The sequence below is a fragment of the Pseudomonas sp. JS425 genome (assembly GCF_018223845.1).
In the GTDB taxonomy this organism is placed as follows: domain Bacteria; phylum Pseudomonadota; class Gammaproteobacteria; order Pseudomonadales; family Pseudomonadaceae; genus Aquipseudomonas; species Aquipseudomonas asiatica.
On sequence record NZ_CP073661.1, the window covers coordinates 1,078,708 to 1,097,566 of the forward strand.

Consider the following 18,859-nt stretch of genomic DNA (forward strand, 5'->3'; position numbering starts at 1 on the left):
TAGCCAAGGGAAAACGGGAGCAGCGACAGCACTTGATCAGCTGTCGGCATTGGCATCGACAGAGACCTTGGAAGCTGTCTGGTTAGCGTCTTTTGCAGTGTCTACCTGCTGTGCGGCTACGGCTTCGCGGGCCTCTTGGTGGACTGCGGCGAACTCAGCATTACGGGTGACGAAAGCCTTGGATTCTTCAGCCATGGCCAGGGGCGACAACAACAGGGAAGACAGGACGAAGACGCTGGCAATACCCATACTGTTGGACATTTGAAACTACCTTCTTGCGATGCAAGTGCTAATGAGGACGGGGGTAAAGTTAGTCCTTTCAATGCACTTGAAACAGAGCGAAGAGCGATAAGCACTGTTGCGCAAAAGGTAACTATCGCAGTAAAAGCAATTGGACTTTCGCCGCAAACCCGCATGCTAGAGGGCCTACGCGGTCTTTACTTTTGTGGGAGTGGCCTCCTGTCAGGCATGGGTGGGCAGCCTGATACCAAAGGTATTGGCCCCAGCGGCACTACGCACGAACACCTCCCCACCATGCATCAGCGCAATCGCCTTGACGATCGCCAACCCCAACCCATGGTTACCCCCACCACTATTGCTACGTGCCGCATCCACCCGGTAGAAGCGTTCGAACAACAACGGCAGGTGCTCATCGTCGATCGCCGGCCCCGGGTTGCTCACGGCGATGCTGACCTGCTCCGGCCCGGCAGCGATCTGCACCTCGATCACCTGGTGCGGTGCGGTGTGCTGCACGGCGTTGTTCAGCAGGTTGATCAGCGCCCGGCGCAGTTGGGCCTTTTCGATGGGCGCCTGGGCGTCACCGCTCACACTCACGCTGACTTGTGCATCTTCGAGAATGTAGTCCAGGTAGTCGAGGGTGGTCGCCACTTCCTGGGCCAGCGAGGCCTGGGTCAGGGCAGTGGCCTTGCTGCCCTGGTCGGCACTGGCCAGGAACAGCATGTCGTTGATGATGCTGCGCAGGCGCTCCAGCTCCTCAAGGTTCGATTGCAGCACTTCGAAGTAATGCTCGGCGCTGCGCCCTCGGGTCAGTGCAACCTGGGTCTGGCCGATCAGGTTGGTCAGCGGCGAGCGCAGTTCGTGGGCGACGTCGGCATTGAACGCCTCCAGCCGCGAGTAGGCCTGGCTTACCCGGTCGAGCGCAGCATTGAAGGCGCCGGCGAACTGCGCCAGTTCCGGGGCCAGGGCGTGAGTCTGCAGGCGCCCGTCCAGGTGCGGAGGGGCCAGGGCCTGGGCCTCAACGGACAATGCCAGCAGCGGGCGCAGGCCGATACGCGCCACCCAGTAGCCCAGTAGCGAGGCCAGCAGCACGCCGAGCACCGCCAGCCCGACAATCGCTACCAGCAGGCTGTGCTGCGCCTGCCAGAATGTTTCGGTGTCGATGCCGATCAGAAAGCGCAGCGGCGGCCGCTCGCCCAGGGCCGGCAGTTCGCTGACCAGCACCTTGTAAGGGTAGGGCCGGTCGGGCAGACGCAGGTCACGCATGCCCTGCGCGCCTTCGGCGAAGGCGCGGACCAGCTCGCTGGGGTGGCCGTATTCATAGGCCGGGTTGCTACTGACCACCCAGAAGCGAATGCGCTTGTCCTCTTCACTGAGCAGGTCGAGCTTGTTGTTGATCTTGACCCAGTGCTCCGGTGTGCCGAAGCGGTTGAGGGTGGACTCGAGCACGCTGAAGCGCGCGTCCAGCTCGGCTTGCGGCAGCAGGTCGAGGCTGCGGTCTACCTGGCGGTACAGCGCCGAACCGATCAGCAGGAACACGCCCAGCGCCACCAGGATGAACAGCGCCGACAGGCGCAGCGCGATGGAATTACCCCGCACGGCTTTCCAGGACATAACCCATGCCTCGGATGGTGTGCAGCAACTTGTTGTCGAAAGGCCCGTCGAGCTTGGCGCGCAGGCGCTTGATCGCCACTTCGACGACGTTGGCGTCGCTGTCGAAATTGATGTCCCAGACCAGCTCTGCAATCGCTGTCTTTGACAGAATTTCGCCCTGCCGGCGGGCCAGCACGCTGAGCAGTGAGAACTCCTTGGCCGTCAGCTCAAGGCGTTGGCCGGCGCGCGTGGCCTTGCGCGCCATCAGGTCGATCCACAGGTCACCCACCTGCACCTGCAGCGGTTCATGGTTGCTGCTACGGCGTGTCAGGGCTTGCAGGCGGGCGACCAGTTCGAGGAAGGAAAACGGCTTGCCCAAGTAGTCGTCGGCACCCTCGCGCAGGCCATGGATACGGTCTTCGACCCGTTCACGGGCGGTCAGCATGATGACCGGTGTCTGCTTGCGCGCGCGCAGGGCGCGCAGCACGCCATAACCGTCCAGGCCCGGCAGCATCACATCCAGCACGATCACTGCGTAGTCACCTTCCAGGGCCAGGTGCAGGCCATCGATGCCGTCCCGCGCCAGGTCGACGGTAAACCCCTGTTCGCTGAGGCCGCGATGCAGGTAGTCGGCGGTTTTTTCTTCGTCTTCGATGATCAGCACACGCATGGTCTTGTCCTAACTGGCACTGGGCGCCGCCGCACGGGCGGCCTGACGGCGGTGGAACAGGCGCTCCAGGGCCAAGTATATGACCGGGGTGGTGAACAGCGTCAGCGCCTGGCTCACCAGCAGGCCGCCAACCACGGCGATGCCCAGTGGCTGGCGCAGTTCGGAGCCGGTGCCGAAGCCGAACATCAGCGGCACCGCGCCGAGCAAGGCGGCCAGGGTGGTCATGATGATCGGCCGGAAGCGCGTCAGGCAGGCCTGATGGATCGCCTGCTCCGGGGTCAAGCCCTGGCGGCGTTGGGCCTCCAGGGCGAAGTCGATCAGCAGGATGCCGTTTTTCTTGACGATACCGATCAGAAGCACCACGCCGATCAGCCCCATGATGCTGAAGTCCTGGCCCAAGGCCCACAACAGGATCAGCGCGCCGAGGCCGGCCGAGGGCAGGGTGGAGATGATCGTCAGCGGGTGGACGAAGCTTTCGTACAGCACGCCGAGGATGATGTACACCGCCACCAGCGCAGCCAGGATCAGCCACGGCTGGCTCGACAGCGAACTTTGGAAGGCCTGGGCCGCGCCCTGGAAGTTGCCGCTGATGGAGTCGGGCATGCCGAGCTCGCGCTGGGTGCGCTCGAGGATGGTCACCGCATCGCCCAGGGCCACGCTTGGGGCCAGGTTGAACGACAGGTTGGCTGCCGGGAACAGGCCATCGTGGCTGATCGACAGTGGCCCGGTGCTGGGCGGCGCTACATGGGCTACTGCCGACAGCGGCACCATCTCGTTGGTCAGCGGCGAGCGCAGGTAGAAGTAGTTGAGGCTTTCGGCCTTGCCGCGCTGGCGGGCATCCAGTTCGAGGATCACCTTGTACTGGTTGGTCTCGGTCTGGAATTCACTGATCTGCCGCTGGCCGAAGGCGTCGTACAACGCCTGGTCGACGTCGGTGGTGGTCAGGCCGAAACGTGCCGCGGCCTGGCGGTCGATATCGATGCGGGTGACGCTGGCGCCCAGTTGCAGGTCGTTGGACAGGTCGCGGAACGCCGGGTTTTCCCGCAGGCGCTCGGTCAGGCGCTGGGTCCACAGGTTCAGCGCCATGCCGTCGTTGCTCTTGAGCACGTACTGGTACTGGGTGCGCGACGGGCCGGAGCTTAGGTTGATGTCCTGGCCGGCACGCATGTACAGGACGATGCCTGGTACCTGAGCCAGCTTGGGTCGCAGCCGGTCGATCAGTTCGCTGGCCGACACATCGCGTTCGCCACGCGGCTTGAGGGCGATCCAGAAACGGCCGTTGGCGATGGTCTGGTTGCTGCCGGTGACACCCACCGAGTGGGAGAACGCGCGCACCGCCGGGTCGGCCTCGATGATTTTGGCCAGCGCCTGGTGCTTCTCGATCATCGACGGGTACGACACATCCGCCGCCGCCTCGCTGGTGCCAAGGATGAAGCCGGTGTCCTGCAGCGGGAAAAAGCCCTTTGGAATACCCACGTAACCGGCCACCGCCAGGGCCAGGGTCAGGCCAAACACCCCGAGGGTCAGACGCTGGTGGGCGAGGGCGCGGTCCAGGCCCTTTTCGTACCGCCTGACCAGCCGCTCGCCGAAGCCGCCCTTGTGCTCTCCGGGCGGGCGGCGCATGAACAGTGCGCACAGGGTTGGCGCCAGGGTCAGCGAAACCACCACCGAAATCAGGATGGTGGCGGTGGCGGTAAGGGCGAACTCCTTGAACAGCCGGCCGACCACGCCGCCCATGAACAGCAGCGGGATGAACGCGGCGATCAGCGAGAAACTGATCGACACCACGGTGAAGCCTATTTCCCCGGCGCCCTTGAGCGCTGCCGTGCGGCTGTCGTCGCCGGCCTCCAGGTGACGGTGGATGTTCTCCACCACGACGATGGCATCGTCGACCACGAAGCCCACCGAGATGACGATGGCCACCAGGGTCAGGTTGTTCAGGCTGAAGCCGAAGATGTACATCAGCGCGCAACTGGCGATCAGCGATACGCCGAGCACGCTGGACACCACCATGGTCGCCGACCACTGGCGCAGGAACAGCGCCATCACCCCGATCACCAAGGCCACGGCGATCATCAGGGTCAGCTCCACTTCATGCAGCGAGGCACGGATGGTCTGGGTGCGGTCCTGCAGCACCGACACTTCGACCGAGGCTGGCAGCATCTCCTGCAGCTTGGGCAGGGCAGCCAGTACCCGGTCCACGGTATCGACGATGTTGGCGCCAGGCTGGCGGAAAATCACCAGATTCAACCCGGGCTGGTCGCCGGACCAGGCTTTGACGTAGGCGTTCTCGGCGCCATTGATCACCTTTGCCACGTCCCTCAGGTGCACTGGTGCACCGTCACGGTAGGAGACGATCAGCTGGGCGTAGTCGTCGGGATGGAACAACTGGTCGTTGGCGGCGATGGTCGAAACGCTGTGCTCGCCGTACAGAGCCCCCTTGGCCAGGTTCAGGCTGGTCTGCTGGATGGCCTGGCGCAAGTCGGCCAGTGTCAGGCCGATGGCGGCCAGTTTCTCGGGTTGCGCCTGCACGCGGATCGCCGGGCGCAGTTGCCCGGTGATGTTGATCAGGCCGACCCCGTCGATCTGGCTCAGCTGGCGCGCGAGCAGGGTTTCGGCGTAATCGCTGAGGTCGTTGCCAGGCATCTGGCTGGAGCTTACCGTCAGCACCAGCACCGGGCTGTCGGCCGGGTTGACCTTGCGCCAGGTCGGCGGGTTGGGCAGGTCTTGCGGCAGGCGCGCGGTGGCGGTGTTGATGGCCGCCTGCACTTCCTGGGCGGCGGTGTCGATGTTCTTGTCGAGCGTGAACTGCAGGATCAGGTTGGTCGAGCCCAGTGCGCTGCTGCTGGTCATCTGGGTCATGCCGGGGATGGCGCTGAACTGCACTTCCAGCGGCGTGGCCACCGACGAGGCCATGGTTTCCGGGCTGGCGCCGGGCAGCTGGGCGGTGACCTGGATGGTCGGGAAGTCGGCTTCCGGCAGTGGTGCCACCGGGAGGCGCGGGAAGGCGATGGCCCCCAGCAGCACAAGGGCGAAGGTCAGCAGCAGGGTGGCGATGGGGTGGTCGATGCACCAGGCCGAAACACCGTTGCGCGTGTTCATGGCTGGCTCCGCCGGTCGGCCATTTCCGACGGCGCGGGGGCATCGGGAGCCACCTCGACCCGCGAACCTGGCTTGAGCCGCGACTGGCCATCGAGCACCAGGCGCTCGCCCGGCTTGACCCCGGCAATGATGTTGAGCCCACTGTCCTGGTACAGCACCTTGACTGGCACGCTGGTGACCTTGTCACCGTCCAGGCGGTAGACGAAGTGCCCGTCGACGCCGCGCTGTACCACCGGAGGCGGCACTACCAGGGCGTTTTCTTCCACGGCGGTGCGCAGGCGGATGGTGACCAGCTGGCCCGGCCACAGGCGGCCGTCCTTGTTGTCGAACTCGGCTTTTACCCGCACGGTGCCGGTGGTGGCGGAGATCTGGTTGTCGATCAGTGCCAGGTGGCCTTCACCGAGCAGGCTGCGTTCGCCGTCGGCATCCATGTAGGCCTGCACCAGTGCCGGGGTGGGCGCCTTCAGCAGGCTTTGGAGGGTTGGCAGCATTTGCTGCGGCAGGGCGAATTCGACGGCGATCGGGTCGATCTGGGTGACGCTGAACAGGCTGCGGGTATCGCTGGTGCGCACCAAGTTGCCGGGGTCGACGTTGCGAATACCTACCCGGCCGGTCACTGGCGAGCGGATCTGCGTGTACGACAGCTGCACCTCGGCATTGGCGATGGCCGCCTGGTTGCCCTTGACCGTGGCTTGCAGGCGGTTGACCAGGGCCTGCTGCTGGTCGAGCGTCTGCTTCGACACGCCGTTGTCGTTACTCAGCAGGCGGTAGCGCTGCAGGTCGACGTTGGCTACCTGGATCTGCGCCTGGCTCTGGCCAAGTTCGGCACGGGCCTGGTCGAGGTTGGCGCGGATGGCGCGGTCGTCGAGGGTGGCCAGCAGGTCACCTTCCTTCACCCACTGGCCTTCCTTGACCAGCACCTGGGTCAGTACACCCTCCACTTGCGGGCGCACCTCGACGCTGTGCAGCGACAGCACCGAGCCGATGGCGCTGGCATAGCGCGGCACGTTCTGCTGGACGACGCTGACCACGCGCACCGGGATGGCGGTTTGCGCGCGGGTGGCAGGTACTGGCTGGCGCTGGCCGAACCAGAGGCCCGCTACCGCCAGGACCAGGAGCGCCAGGGCGGCGAGGATGACAGGGCGGGACGGACGTCGCATCGGTGCGGGCACCTTGGCCATAGGGGAGGGAAGTGGGCTGTATTCAATCTTATAGCCCCCGAACCGGGTCGGCAGCGTGACCGCCGGCTGACAGTGCTGTCAGTTTCGCCTGCGCCGCAGGAGATCGTTCGCCTTTTGCGCTGCGCTGTCGCGCAGAGAACTGATCAGCTGGGCGATCCGCGTTCCCTGTGGGAGCGGGTTTACCCGCGAAGAATCCAGCGCGGTACATGGCACCGGCTCCGCCGGTGTTCGCGGCTAAAGCCGCTCCCACAGGGATGGCGCCGGTTCATAGATCTGGAACAGGACAGTTGCCCCCGCCAAGGCATAGCTAGAAGCTGATGAAGGCGTAATACACCGGGGGCTCGCTGGTGGTGCGCAAACCATGTTCCTGCAAGCTCGCCACCAGCGCCGCGTCCTCCACGTGCAGGGCCCACTGTGCCAGGCCAGCCTCCGGTATCTGCTCCAGACCCGCGCGGAAGGCCCCCATGTCAGGCAGGTAGGCAGTAAATCCGTTGCCCTTGAGCGCACTGGTGGTCATGCCCAGCGCCTGGCACACCGCCACCTTGGCGGCGATGTCATCGCGGTCGGCCTGGCGCGAGGCCTGCACCAGCGCCTCCAGCCCGGCATCGACCAGTTGCCTGCCGTGAATCAGCTCCGGCCCCTGTTGCCAGGCTTCCGGCGGGCAGTCCTTGCTGCCCGGGCGCAGCGGTATATGTGGGTTGATTTCCACCGGGTAGATGCGACAGACCAGCGGGCGCTGGTCGTAGATGGTGCACAGGTCGTTGTCGTCGAGGTTGCGGCAGCGCCCGGGGTTGAACGCGGCAAAGGTCACCGAGACGCGTACTTCGCTGTCGCCGCAGGGCACGGGATGGGAACGACGCAGCACATGATCACGCTGTTCTACTGGCATGCCAGGGCCGTCCGCAACGAAGGCTTCGATCAGCACCACCACCTGGCCGTCGTTGTCCGCCCAGCGGCGCGCTTCGGCCAGGGTCAAGGGCACGTGGTGGCCGGTACAGCACTTGCCGCAGCCGGTACAGGCGAAACGCAGGCTGTCGGTCACTTGGCTTCCGGGCTCCACTCGCTGACGAAGGCGCGCTGGTGCTGGCGGTCGTACAAGCAAAGCTCGGTGCCGGTGCGCTGCTGCATGTGCTTCTGGGGGTAGACGCCTTCGATCAGCAGGGCGCTCATGCCGACCTGATCATCGAACTCGGCGGGCTTGCTGCGGGCGTGAGCATCCTTGAACTGGCTGGCGGCCAGGCAAGCCTTGAGCATCTGCTGGCGCTGCTCGTTCCAGGCCTGGCTGCTGGAGGCCTGGGCGATACCGCTGAAGAGGGCGAAACTGATCAGGATAGAGCTGAAAAACTTCATACGGGTTCCGGCAAGTTACTTGCGAGGGGCGCGAATTATGCCTGACTCGACCCCGACGGCAAGCCGGGGAGTTTGTCTCCGAATATATCAGCGCTCGGCGAACACCACGGCGCGCGCCGCCACCACCAGACAATCGGTCAGCTCTGGCGAGGAAAACTTGGTGAGGATGGCATTGGCCCCGGCCTGGGTCGCCTTTTCACTGCTCATTGCGCTGTCCAGCGAGGTGTGCAGCAGTATGTACAGGTGCTGGAAGTCGGGGGTTTCGCGCAGGGTGCGTGTGAAAGCGTAGCCGTCCATTTCGCTCATTTCGATGTCGGAGACGATCACGTTGATTTCTTGCGCGGTGCCCTGCAGCTCCAGCAACACGTTGATGGCGTCCTTGGCGCTGCGCGCGGTATGGCATTCGACGCCGAGGTTGCGCAGGGTGTGCACCGACTGTTGCAGGGCTACCTGGCTGTCGTCCACCACCAGGATATTGGCGGCAGCCAGCAGGCTGGCGTCTTCCTCGCTCAGGGTGCCGTGATGCGGTTCGGGCACCGGCGGGGCGATGGCGTGGATGACTTTTTCGATGTCCAGCACCTGCACCAGAGTGTTGTCGACCCGGGTCACGCCGGTGATGAACGAGCGGCTGCCGGAGCCATAAGGGGGTGGTTTGATGTCGGTGCTCAGGCAATGCACGATGCGGCTGACCGCCTGCACATGCAGGCCCTGGCGCGAGCGGCTGATCTCGGTGACGATCAGGCAGCCGCCGTCAGGGTCGGCCAGCGGCCGTTCGCCGATGGCGCGGGACAGGTCGATGACTGACAGCGAATTGCCGCGCAGGGTTGCCACGCCCTTCACGTGGGGGTGCGATTCGGGCAGCTTGGTCAACGGTGGGCAGGGGATTATCTCGCTGACCTTGAGCAGGTTGATTGCCATCAACTTGCCGCTGCGCAGGGTGAACAGCAGCAGGGACAGCGAGTCCGCGCGGGCATTTTGCGTGGCCATGGTGACCTTCGTGGCGAACAGGGGATAACCGGTTATCGGCCTGTTCGGGCTTGGCTTTAGTCATTTTGCACCGAGCCAAGGAATGCTCGGGACCCTGTGGGAGCGGCTTTAGCCGCGAACACCGGCGCAGCCGGTGCCATGCACTGCGTTGGATTCTTCGCGGCTAAAGCCGCTCCCACAGGTACCGCGCTGGTTTCAATCAGCGCAGCCCCAGCCGACGGGCCAGGCGGCTAAGGTTGGCGCGGTCCAGGCCGAGTTCCCGGGCAGCCGCTGCCCAGTTTTCCTGGTGCCGCTGCAGGCAGGCCTCGATCAGCTGGCGCTGGTAGTCGTCGACGGCTTCGCGCAGGCCCCCTTCGGGTAGCGGTGCCGCTGGCAAGGGCGCGGCAGGGGAGGGCGGGGTGCCGGGCGTTGCGGTTGCGCGCAGGTCCAGGTCGATGGCTTCCAGGGTGAGGATGCGTGGCCTGTCGGAATGTTGGCCCAGCGCCTTGAGCGCCGAGCGGCCGATCAGGTGTTCCAGTTCACGCACGTTCCCTGGCCAGTCGTAGGCCAGCAGCGCGGCCTGGGCTTCGCTGCTCAGGCGCAGGCTGTTCAGGCCCAGGCGCGAACGGTTCTGTTCGAGGAAGTAGCCAGCCAGTAGCAGCACATCCCGCCCACGTTCGCGTAACGGCGGAACGTGCAGCGGGTATACGCTGAGGCGGTGGTAGAAGTCGGCGCGGAAGTTGCCAATACGTACCTCTGCTGCCAGGTCGCGATTGGTGGCTGCGATCAGGCGCACATCCACCCGGTGTTCGCGATCCGAGCCCAGGCGTTGCAACTGGCCGCTCTGCAGTACGCGCAACAATTTGGCCTGCACCGTCAGTGGCAGTTCACCGACTTCGTCGAGGAACAATGTGCCGCCATTGGCGAGCTCGAACTTGCCGCGGCGCTCGCCATGGGCGCCGGTGAAGGCTCCGCGTACATGGCCGAACAGTTCGCTTTCTACCAGGGTGTCAGGCAGGGCGGCGCAGTTGAGGCTGACCAACGGCTTGTCAGCGCGGTTGCTGGCCTGGTGCAGGGCCTGGGCCACCAACTCCTTGCCGACGCCGGTCTCACCGGTGATCAGTACGGTCAGGTCACTGCCACCGACCAGGCGGATTTCCTCGACCAGGCGCTTGTGCGCGGGGCTCTGGCCAATCAGCTCTTTGTCCTGGCCGCTGGCCTGGCGGTAGATCTCCGCGCGATGGTGTTCGTCTTCTGCGCGCAGGGCCAGGTGCTCGATGCGCTCGGCCACGGTGACCGTGGCGGCGGCAAGGCTGGCGAAGGCCTGCAGGGCGCCCAGCTCCAGGCTCTGGAACTGCCCGGGGGTGAGGGCATCGAGGGTAACCAGGCCCCAAGGGCGCTCGTCGACCATCAACGGGCAACCCATGCAGTCATGTACTTCCAGGTTGGCATCAGGGGCGTTGACCAGGCCGTCGTAAGGGTCGGGCAGCTCGGAGTCGCTGGCGAAGCGGGTGGGTTCCCGGCTGCTGAGCAGGATCTGGAAGCGTGGGTGCTCGCTGACTCGGAAGCGCCGGCCCAGGGTATCGGGGCTCAGGCCGTCCACTGCCAGCGGCACCAGCCACTCGCCGTCCAGGCGCAGCAGCGCGGCGGCATCACAGGGCAGCAACCCCCGCATGGCCTGCAGCAGGCGGCGATAGCGTTCCTGGTCGGGCAGGTCGCGGGAAAGGTCGCTGACCAGGGGCAGCAGGGTGGTGAGCAGGGGCTTCGTGGTCATATGGACTCCTGTGGGTCGATATGACTATACGTCGAGGTGGGTCGTTTTGACATGACCTGCGTCAAGCCCCTGATTTTGCTGGAGATAAGAGTTGGCATGATTGATGTAATAGCTCGGGCAGTCATTTGAAGCCACAGGCTCAGGAGTTGTTGCAATGCTCAATGCCGAACAACGTGCAATCATCAAGGCCACTGTCCCCCTGCTGGAAAGCGGCGGCGAAGCGCTGACCACCCACTTCTACAAGATGATGCTCAGCGAGTACCCGCAAGTGCGCCCGCTGTTCAACCAGGCCCACCAGGCCAGCGGTGACCAACCGCGCGCCCTGGCCAACGGCGTGCTGATGTATGCCCGCCATATCGACCAGCTGGAGCAACTTGGCGGCCTGGTCGGCCAGATCATCAACAAGCACGTTGCCCTGCAGATTCTGCCGGAGCACTACCCGATCGTCGGCAGCTGCCTGCTGCGCGCCATCGAAGAAGTGCTGGGCAAGGAAATCGCCACCCCCGCCGTGATCGACGCCTGGGGCGCGGCCTATGGCCAGTTGGCCGACATCCTGATCGGCGCGGAAGAGAACCTCTATAAACAGAAGGAAGAGGCCGAAGGCGGCTGGCGCGGCACCCGCGAATTCCGCCTGGTGCGCCGTGAGCAGGAAAGCAGCGAAATCGTTTCGTTCTACTTTGCCCCGGTGGATGGCAAACCGGTGCTCAGGGCCGAGCCTGGCCAGTACATCGGCCTGAAGCTGGACATCGACGGCGCCGAGCAGCGCCGCAACTACTCCCTGTCGGCACTGTGCGACGGCAAGGAATACCGCATCAGCGTCAAGCGCGAGGCGGGTGGCAAGGTCTCCAACTACCTGCACGATGTGTTGGCGGTGGGCGATACCCTGCAGCTGTTCCCGCCGGCTGGCGATTTCACCCTGGCAGCGAGCGACAAGCCGCTGGTGCTGATCAGCGGTGGCGTGGGTATTACCCCGACCCTGCCAATGCTGCAGGCGGCACTGCAAACCCAGCGTGAGGTGCATTTCATTCACTGCGCCCGTAACGGCGCCGTGCATGCCTTCCGCGACTGGATCGACGAGCTGGCCGAGCGTCACCCGCAGCTCAAGCGCTTCTACTGCTATGCAGAACCGCAGGGTGGCGGCGCGGCTGATGCCGTGGGCCTGCTGAGCGAAGACCTGCTGGCCGAGTGGCTGCCGCAAGAGCGAGACGTGGATGCCTACTTCCTCGGGCCCAAGGGCTTCATGGCGGCGGTCAAGCGCCAGTTGAAGGGCCTGGGTGTGCCAGAGCAGCAGAGTCGCTACGAGTTCTTCGGGCCGGCGGCAGCGCTGGAGTGATGTAGCGCCTGCACTGGCCTCTTCGCGGGCTTGCCCGCTCCCACAGGGTACCCCACAGGATCTGAAGTCTGTGGCGTACCTGTGGGAGCGGGCAAGCCCGCGAAGAGGTCGGTACAGGCTTACAGCATATTCATCCCAGCCGCTGGCAAGCCAGCTCCCTTGCAGCACTGCTCCCGCCCGTGGGTAATCGAGAACGAAACGGTCGATCGCATTCGCCGCCTGGGGGCTGGCTTGCCAGCCGCTGGGCCGCACTTCACCTTCCTGCCTATATATAAAGGAGAGATGAAAGCGGCTGTGCAGCTTTCATCTTTAATCCTCCTTTAATCACGGTATCCTTCACTCCCGGGTGTCGAGGGGCTTGCCCCTGCGCGGCACCCGGGCAGCCGCTTTTTTGCCGCCCTGCGTTGAACCGACGTCGTTGCGGCCGGTCTCAGCCACACCGGATAGCCCTGCGCAGCGCTATCACGCCGCTTCCTCGGCACGCTCAAAGGCCCTGCACAGCGTGTAGACTTGCGCCAGGCAGGCGGATCACGCTGCCACTATCCATCGAAGGAACCGGCAATGAACGAACAAACATCGCGCCTGAATCGGGAACGGCGCTTTCTGGTACTGTTGGGCCTGATCTGCATTTCGCTGATCGGTGGCGCCCTCTACATGCAGATAGTCCTGGGCGAGGCACCATGCCCGCTGTGCATCCTGCAACGTTATGCGCTGTTGTTCATCGCCGTGTTCGCCTTCATCGCCGCGGCGATGCCCGGGCGCCGTAGCCTCACCTTCTTCGAGGTACTGGTGGTGCTCAGCGCCATCGGCGGAATCGTTGCGGCCGGCAACCATGTGTATATACTCGCCAACCCCATGGTCAGTTGTGGCATCGACACCCTGCAGCCGATCGTGGACGACCTGCCGCTGGCCAAGCTCTGGCCGCTGGTGTTCCAGGTCGACGGCTTCTGCAGCACGCCATACCCGCCGATCCTTGGTCTGTCGCTGGCGCAATGGGCACTGGTGGCGTTCGTCCTGACGGCTGTGCTGGTTCCACTCGGGATCTATCGCAACCGACGCCAGGGTTAGACAAAAGTACCGAATTGCATGGGGTCTTTTACGCCGCATGAGAAGAGGGAAAATTCGCTCACCGCTTGATCCAGATCAACTCGGAGGCCTTGCAGAATGCGGCTTTGGGGGCTATCAAGCGGGGTGCGACAAACTGTCGCGAAGTTGAATTTTTGAGCGGTATTGTTGCAGATTCTGTAAAGGACTGTTGCTCAATAAGTCATAGTCAAGGGTTGGCGACCTATCTACAATCGCCCCCAATTTCCGTTCGGCACTGCTTGCGAGTCGCAGGATTGAAGGAAGCCCCAGCGCTCCTTTTTGCTGACTTCGTCAAGTTTCGCCCAACGGCGATACCGGGCGGATCCCCCTCCGCGTTTTCCCGCACCAAATGGACTTGGTCTGAAGTACAGGCCTGTTGCCTACGAAACCATAAGCACCGCTAACCCGCTTGACGCCAAGGTCCTGCAGTCGGACCCCGGGCAGGAGCGAGTTCGGGCGCGAAATGCCTCACTTGGCAGGACGAAGTGCTGGCTACCAAAACACAAATTGCATTGAAGCAAGCTGATCTAGAGGTCGTGAGATGAGTAAAAAGCGTTACCCCAGACTGTTTGGCATATTGCCCTTTTTAGGCATGCTTTTACTCAGTGGGTGCAACTGGACCCTGCTCGACCCGAAAGGTCAGGTCGGCATTGAGCAAAAGAACCTGATCCTGATCGCTACCGGCCTGATGCTGCTGGTGGTGATTCCTGTCATTATCATGACCGTGGTTTTCGCCTGGAAGTACCGTGCTTCCAACAAGGCTGCCACCTACACCCCCGACTGGTCGCACTCGACCAAGATCGAAGCCGCGGTGTGGATCATCCCGATCCTGATCATCATCGCCCTGGGCTACTTCACCTACCACTCCACCCACAAGCTGGACCCGTACCGTCCGCTGGATTCCGATGTGAAGCCGGTGCAGATCGACGTGGTCGCACTGGACTGGAAGTGGCTGTTCATCTACCCGGAGCAGGGCATTGCCACGGTCAACAAGATCGTCTTCCCGGCTAACACCCCGGTCAACTTCCGCGTCACTTCCGACGCCGTGATGAACTCGTTCTTCATCCCGGGCCTGGGCGGCCAGATCTACGCCATGGCCGGCATGACCACCAAGCTGCACCTGATCGCCAACGAAAACGGCGAGTTCGACGGTATCAGCGCCAACTACAGCGGTGCTGGCTTCACCGGCATGAAATTCAAGGCTACTGCCACCTCTCAGGAAGACTTCGACAAGTGGGTCGCCGAGGTCAAGCAGTCGCCGAAGAAGCTGGACAAGGCCGAATACGACGCCTTGGCCAAACCAAGCGAAAACAACCCAGTCGCGCTGTATAGCGAGGCTTCGCCTGACCAGTTCCAGCTGATCGTCGACAAGTACGAAGGCATGAACCGCGGTCGTCCGAGCCACGAAGAAGCAGGCAGCAAAGATCTGGCCACTACCAAGGGTGTGGAATCGAGTATGCAACCAGCTGCCGGTGCAGAGGAGTAAGAGATGTTCGGTAAACTAAGCCTGGAGGCGATACCCTATCACGAGCCGATAGTCATGGTGACGCTTGCCATGATCGCGCTCGGTGGTATCGCTGTCGTCGGTGCTATCACCTACTTCCGCAAGTGGACCTACTTGTGGAGCGAGTGGTTGACGACTGTCGACCACAAGAAAATCGGGGTGATGTACATCATCGTCGCGATGGTCATGCTGCTGCGCGGCTTTGCCGACGCCATCATGATGCGTACCCAGCTGGCTGCCGCTACCGGTGGCTCCGAAGGCTACCTGCCGCCTGAACACTATGACCAGATCTTCACCGCTCACGGTGTGATCATGATCATCTTCATGGCGATGCCGTTCTTCACCGGCCTGATGAACCTTGCGGTTCCTCTGCAGATCGGTGCACGTGACGTTGCCTTCCCGTTCCTGAACTCCCTGAGCTTCTACCTGCTGCTGGCAGGCGTGCTGCTGGTCAACATCTCGCTGGGCGTTGGTGAATTCGCCAAGACCGGCTGGGTTGCCTATCCGCCGCTCGCGGGCATTCAGTACAGCCCTGGGGTGGGTGTCGACTACTACATCTGGGCGCTACAGCTCTCAGGCCTGGGTACGACGCTTACCGGCGTGAACTTCCTCGTCACCGTGATGAAGATGCGCGCACCTGGCATGAAACTGATGGACATGCCGATCTTCACCTGGACCTGCACCTGGGCCAACGTGCTGATCGTGGCTTCCTTCCCGATCCTGACCGCTGCACTCGCTCTGCTGACTGTTGACCGTTATCTGGACTTCCACATCTTCACCAACGAGCTTGGTGGGAACCCGATGATGTACGTCAACCTGTTCTGGGCGTGGGGTCACCCTGAGGTTTACATCCTGATCCTGCCGGCCTTCGGTGTGTTCTCGGAAGTTACCTCCACCTTCGCAGGCAAGCGTCTGTTCGGCCACCACTCGATGATCTACGCATCGGGCGCCATCGCCGTGCTGGGCTTCGCTGTATGGCTGCACCACTTCTTCACCATGGGTGCCGGCGCCAGCGTCAACACCTTCTTCGGCCTGGCGACGATGCTGATCTCCATTCCGACCGGTGTGAAGCTGTTCAACTGGCTGTTCACCATCTACCAGGGCCGTCTGCGCTTCACCGCGCCGATCATGTGGACCCTGGGCTTCATGATCACCTTCTCCATCGGTGGCATGACTGGTGTTCTGCTGGCTGTTCCAGGTGCTGACTTCGTGCTGCACAACAGCCTGTTCGTAATTGCTCACTTCCACAACGTGATCATCGGTGGTGCGGTATTCGGCTACATCGCCGGCTTCGCCTACTGGTTCCCGAAAGCCTTTGGTTTCACCCTGAACGAGAAGTGGGGCAAGGCTGCCTTCTGGTTCTGGATCTCGGGCTTCTACGTAGCGTTCATGCCGCTGTACGCCCTGGGCTTCATGGGCATGACGCGTCGTCTGAACCACTCCGACAACCCGCTGTGGGAACCCTACCTGTACGTAGCCGTTGTCGGCGCCGTGCTGATCCTGTTCGGTATCGCCTGCCAGCTGATCCAGCTGTACGTATCGGTTCGCGACCGCAACCAGAACCTGGACGTGACCGGCGACCCATGGGGCGGCCGTACCCTGGAATGGTCGACTTCGTCGCCACCTCCGTTCTACAACTTCGCCCACATGCCTGAGAAGGTTGGCCTGGACGCCTGGCACGAAGCCAAGGAAGCCGGTGTTGCCTACAAGCCTGCGGCCAAGTACGAAGCGATCCACATGCCGAGCAACACCTCCACCGGTTTGTTCATGGGCCTGTTCCTGACCGTCTTCGGCTTCGCCTTCATCTGGCACATCTGGTGGCTGGTTGGCGCGAGCCTGGTTGCAACCATCGCTGTCTTCGTTCGCCACGCTGCGCGTGACGACCAGGGCTACATGGTTCCGGCCGAAGAAGTGGCGCGCATCGAAGGCGAGCGCATGAAAGCGCTGGCCAAAGCAGGTGCTCTGCCTGCCGGCGCACGTGTCGAATCGTTTGAGCGGGTGTAATCAATGTCCAGTCAAGTAATGCACGGTGCTGCTCATGGTCACGACCATGGGCATGACGACCACCACCACGACTCGGGCCAGATGACCGTACTCGGTTTCTGGCTGTACCTGATGACCGACTGCATCCTGTTTGCGTCGCTCTTCGCCACCTACGCGGTGCTGTCCGGCAGTTTTGCCGGCGGCCCGTCGGGTCATGACATCTTCCAGCTCGATTTCGTAGCTGTTGAAACGCTGTTCCTGCTGCTGTCCTCGATCACCTTCGGCTTCGCCATGCTGAAGATGTTCGACGGCAAGAAAGCTGGCGTACTGGGCTGGTTGGCTGTGACCTTCCTGTTCGGTGCAGGCTTCATCGCGATGGAAATCTACGAATTCCATCACCTGATCGCCGAGGGCTACGGCCCGAACCGCAGTGGTTTCCTGTCGGGCTTCTTCGCCCTGGTAGGTACCCACGGTCTGCACGTGACCGCCGGCCTGATCTGGATGGCAATCATGATGTACCAGATCAACAAGCACGGCATCACGCCGACCGCCAAGACCCGCATGAGCTGCCTGAGCCTGTTCTGGCACTTCCTGGACGTGGTCTGGATCTGCGTATTCACCGTCGTCTACCTGCTGGGAGTTCTGTAATGGCTAACGCACACGACACTCATCACGAAGGTAACCACGGCAGCGTCAAGTCGTACATGATCGGCTTCATCCTGTCGATCATCCTGACTGCGATCCCGTTCGGCCTGGCCATGTCGCCAAGCCTGCCGAAGAACCTGACCGTTCTGATCATTGTTGCCATGGCCGTGATCCAGGTAGTAGTGCACCTCGTGTACTTCCTGCACATGGACCGCTCGAAAGAGCAACGCAACAACGTTTCGACGTTCCTGTTCACCACCCTGGTGATCGCTCTGCTTGTCGGCCTGTCGCTGTGGATCATGTTCAGCATCCACTTCGAAATGTTGGCCAAGTGAGGTAAGACTGCATGTCCGTTAAGCACTTTATCCAAATCACCAAACCGGGGATCATTTTCGGTAACGTGCTTTCCGTGGCAGGCGGTTTCTTCCTTGCCTCGAAGGGCCATGTGGATTTCGCCCTGTTCCTGGCGGTGGTGATCGGTACTTCGCTGGTGGTTGCGTCCGGATGCGTGTTCAACAACTGCATCGACCGTGACATCGACCACAAGATGGAGCGCACCAAGAACCGCGTCATGGTCCAGGGCGGCATGTCGCTGCCCCTCGCGCTGATCTACGCCACCCTGCTCGGGGTGGCGGGTTTCAGCCTGCTGTATGTCCAGGCCAACCCGCTGTCGGCGTTCTGTGCGCTGATCGGCTTCATCGTCTACGTCGGTTTCTACAGCCTGTGGCTGAAGCGTAAATCGGTGCACGGCACCTTGGTCGGCAGCCTGTCTGGTGCCATGCCTCCGGTGATCGGCTATTGCGCCGTGAGCAACAGCTTCGACCTGGCTGCGTTTACCCTGCTGGTGATGTTCAGCCTGTGGCAGATGCCGCACAGCTTCGCAATCGCGATCTTCCGCTTCAAGGATTACAGCGCTGCCAACATTCCGGTCCTGCCGGTGGCACGTGGCATCCTCGCGGCGAAGAAGCAGATCGTGCTGTACGTGCTGGCTTTCGTGCTCGCAACCCTGATGCTTACCCTCGGCGGTTACGCCGGCCTCGGCTATCTGGCCGTGGCAGCAGCCATGGGCCTGTACTGGCTGTACATGGCCTGGGCTGGCTACAAGGCCGAGGACGACAGCAAGTGGGCACGCAAGGTGTTCGGCTTCTCCATCCTCACCGTCACTGCCCTGAGTGTGATGATGGGTGTGGACAGCCAGACCGCTGCGGACGTGCTGATGACATACGCACGCTGATACTGCTGCCTGTTTCACGAAAAAGCCCGGCCACTGTGCCGGGTTTTTTTTATGGGCGTTTTTCTGTGCCGGCCTCGTTCGCGGGCTCGCCCGCTCCCACAGGTACGGCGCAGGTCTCGGGACAAGTGAGTAATCCTGTGGGAGCGGGCAAACCCGCGAAGAGGCCGGCACAGCAGAATATAAATTTCTTATTTTCAAAAA

The 18,859-nt window shown here is 62.7% G+C and carries 16 protein-coding genes; 7 read left to right on the top strand and 9 right to left on the bottom strand.

Translation table 11 applies throughout. The features are described from left to right. Nucleotides 1-36: 36 nt before the first annotated feature. The 9 genes from KDB76_RS04900 to norR all read right to left on the bottom strand — a co-directional run bounded on the left by KDB76_RS04900 (nt 37) and on the right by norR (nt 10,873). Nucleotides 37-261, bottom strand: coding sequence for a hypothetical protein (locus tag KDB76_RS04900; RefSeq protein ID WP_023661166.1), 225 nt, complete (start codon nt 259-261; stop codon nt 37-39). Between the two features lie 201 nt (nt 262-462). Continuing rightward, complete coding sequence (locus KDB76_RS04905; RefSeq protein WP_024086288.1) at nt 463-1,851, bottom strand: heavy metal sensor histidine kinase; 1,389 nt, start codon at nt 1,849-1,851, stop codon at nt 463-465. After that, nucleotides 1,826-2,500: a heavy metal response regulator transcription factor gene (locus tag KDB76_RS04910; protein WP_024086289.1), complete on the bottom strand. Its 675-nt coding sequence runs from the start codon at nt 2,498-2,500 to the stop codon at nt 1,826-1,828. The genes KDB76_RS04905 and KDB76_RS04910 overlap by 26 nt, the downstream gene beginning before the upstream one ends. A 9-nt stretch (nt 2,501-2,509) precedes the next feature. Then, the gene (locus KDB76_RS04915; protein ID WP_023661169.1) at nt 2,510-5,602 is read right to left on the bottom strand and encodes a multidrug efflux RND transporter permease subunit; all 3,093 of its coding nucleotides are present in this window, start codon (nt 5,600-5,602) and stop codon (nt 2,510-2,512) included. Continuing rightward, complete coding sequence (locus KDB76_RS04920) at nt 5,599-6,762, bottom strand: efflux RND transporter periplasmic adaptor subunit (protein ID WP_024086291.1); 1,164 nt, start codon at nt 6,760-6,762, stop codon at nt 5,599-5,601. Before KDB76_RS04920 ends, KDB76_RS04915 begins: the two co-directional genes overlap by 4 nt. Nucleotides 6,763-7,090: 328 nt before the next feature. After that, a complete protein-coding gene (locus tag KDB76_RS04925) occupies nt 7,091-7,825 on the bottom strand; it encodes a YkgJ family cysteine cluster protein (protein ID WP_013970973.1) in 735 nt (244 codons plus the stop codon). Beyond that, nucleotides 7,822-8,133 (bottom strand): hypothetical protein, encoded by a 312-nt coding sequence (locus KDB76_RS04930; protein WP_013970974.1) that lies wholly within the window; start codon nt 8,131-8,133, stop codon nt 7,822-7,824. Before KDB76_RS04930 ends, KDB76_RS04925 begins: the two co-directional genes overlap by 4 nt. 87 nt (nt 8,134-8,220) lie before the next feature. Further along, nucleotides 8,221-9,120: a chemotaxis protein gene (locus KDB76_RS04935; RefSeq protein WP_013970975.1), complete on the bottom strand. Its 900-nt coding sequence runs from the start codon at nt 9,118-9,120 to the stop codon at nt 8,221-8,223. A gap of 199 nt (nt 9,121-9,319) precedes the next feature. Continuing rightward, nucleotides 9,320-10,873 (bottom strand): nitric oxide reductase transcriptional regulator NorR, encoded by a 1,554-nt coding sequence (gene norR, locus KDB76_RS04940; protein ID WP_013970976.1) that lies wholly within the window; start codon nt 10,871-10,873, stop codon nt 9,320-9,322. Between the two features lie 154 nt (nt 10,874-11,027). On the opposite strand from norR, the gene hmpA reads away from it, so the two are divergent. The 7 genes from hmpA to cyoE all read left to right on the top strand — a co-directional run bounded on the left by hmpA (nt 11,028) and on the right by cyoE (nt 18,658). Then, nucleotides 11,028-12,206: an NO-inducible flavohemoprotein gene (hmpA, locus tag KDB76_RS04945; protein WP_023661240.1), complete on the top strand. Its 1,179-nt coding sequence runs from the start codon at nt 11,028-11,030 to the stop codon at nt 12,204-12,206. 561 nt (nt 12,207-12,767) lie between these two features. Further along, a complete protein-coding gene (locus KDB76_RS04950) occupies nt 12,768-13,274 on the top strand; it encodes a disulfide bond formation protein B (protein ID WP_013970978.1) in 507 nt (168 codons plus the stop codon). 559 nt (nt 13,275-13,833) lie between these two features. Next, the gene (cyoA, locus tag KDB76_RS04955; RefSeq protein WP_015268993.1) at nt 13,834-14,778 is read left to right on the top strand and encodes a ubiquinol oxidase subunit II; all 945 of its coding nucleotides are present in this window, start codon (nt 13,834-13,836) and stop codon (nt 14,776-14,778) included. A 3-nt stretch (nt 14,779-14,781) separates the two neighbouring features. Further along, the gene (cyoB, locus tag KDB76_RS04960) at nt 14,782-16,800 is read left to right on the top strand and encodes a cytochrome o ubiquinol oxidase subunit I (RefSeq protein WP_013970980.1); all 2,019 of its coding nucleotides are present in this window, start codon (nt 14,782-14,784) and stop codon (nt 16,798-16,800) included. A gap of 3 nt (nt 16,801-16,803) precedes the next feature. Continuing rightward, the gene (gene cyoC, locus KDB76_RS04965; RefSeq protein WP_023661242.1) at nt 16,804-17,427 is read left to right on the top strand and encodes a cytochrome o ubiquinol oxidase subunit III; all 624 of its coding nucleotides are present in this window, start codon (nt 16,804-16,806) and stop codon (nt 17,425-17,427) included. Continuing rightward, nucleotides 17,427-17,759, top strand: a complete 333-nt coding sequence (gene cyoD, locus KDB76_RS04970) for a cytochrome o ubiquinol oxidase subunit IV (RefSeq protein ID WP_003259128.1) — start codon at nt 17,427-17,429, stop codon at nt 17,757-17,759. Before cyoC ends, cyoD begins: the two co-directional genes overlap by 1 nt. 11 nt (nt 17,760-17,770) lie before the next feature. Then, nucleotides 17,771-18,658 (top strand): heme o synthase, encoded by an 888-nt coding sequence (cyoE, locus tag KDB76_RS04975; RefSeq protein ID WP_013970981.1) that lies wholly within the window; start codon nt 17,771-17,773, stop codon nt 18,656-18,658. Nucleotides 18,659-18,859 lie beyond the last annotated feature (201 nt).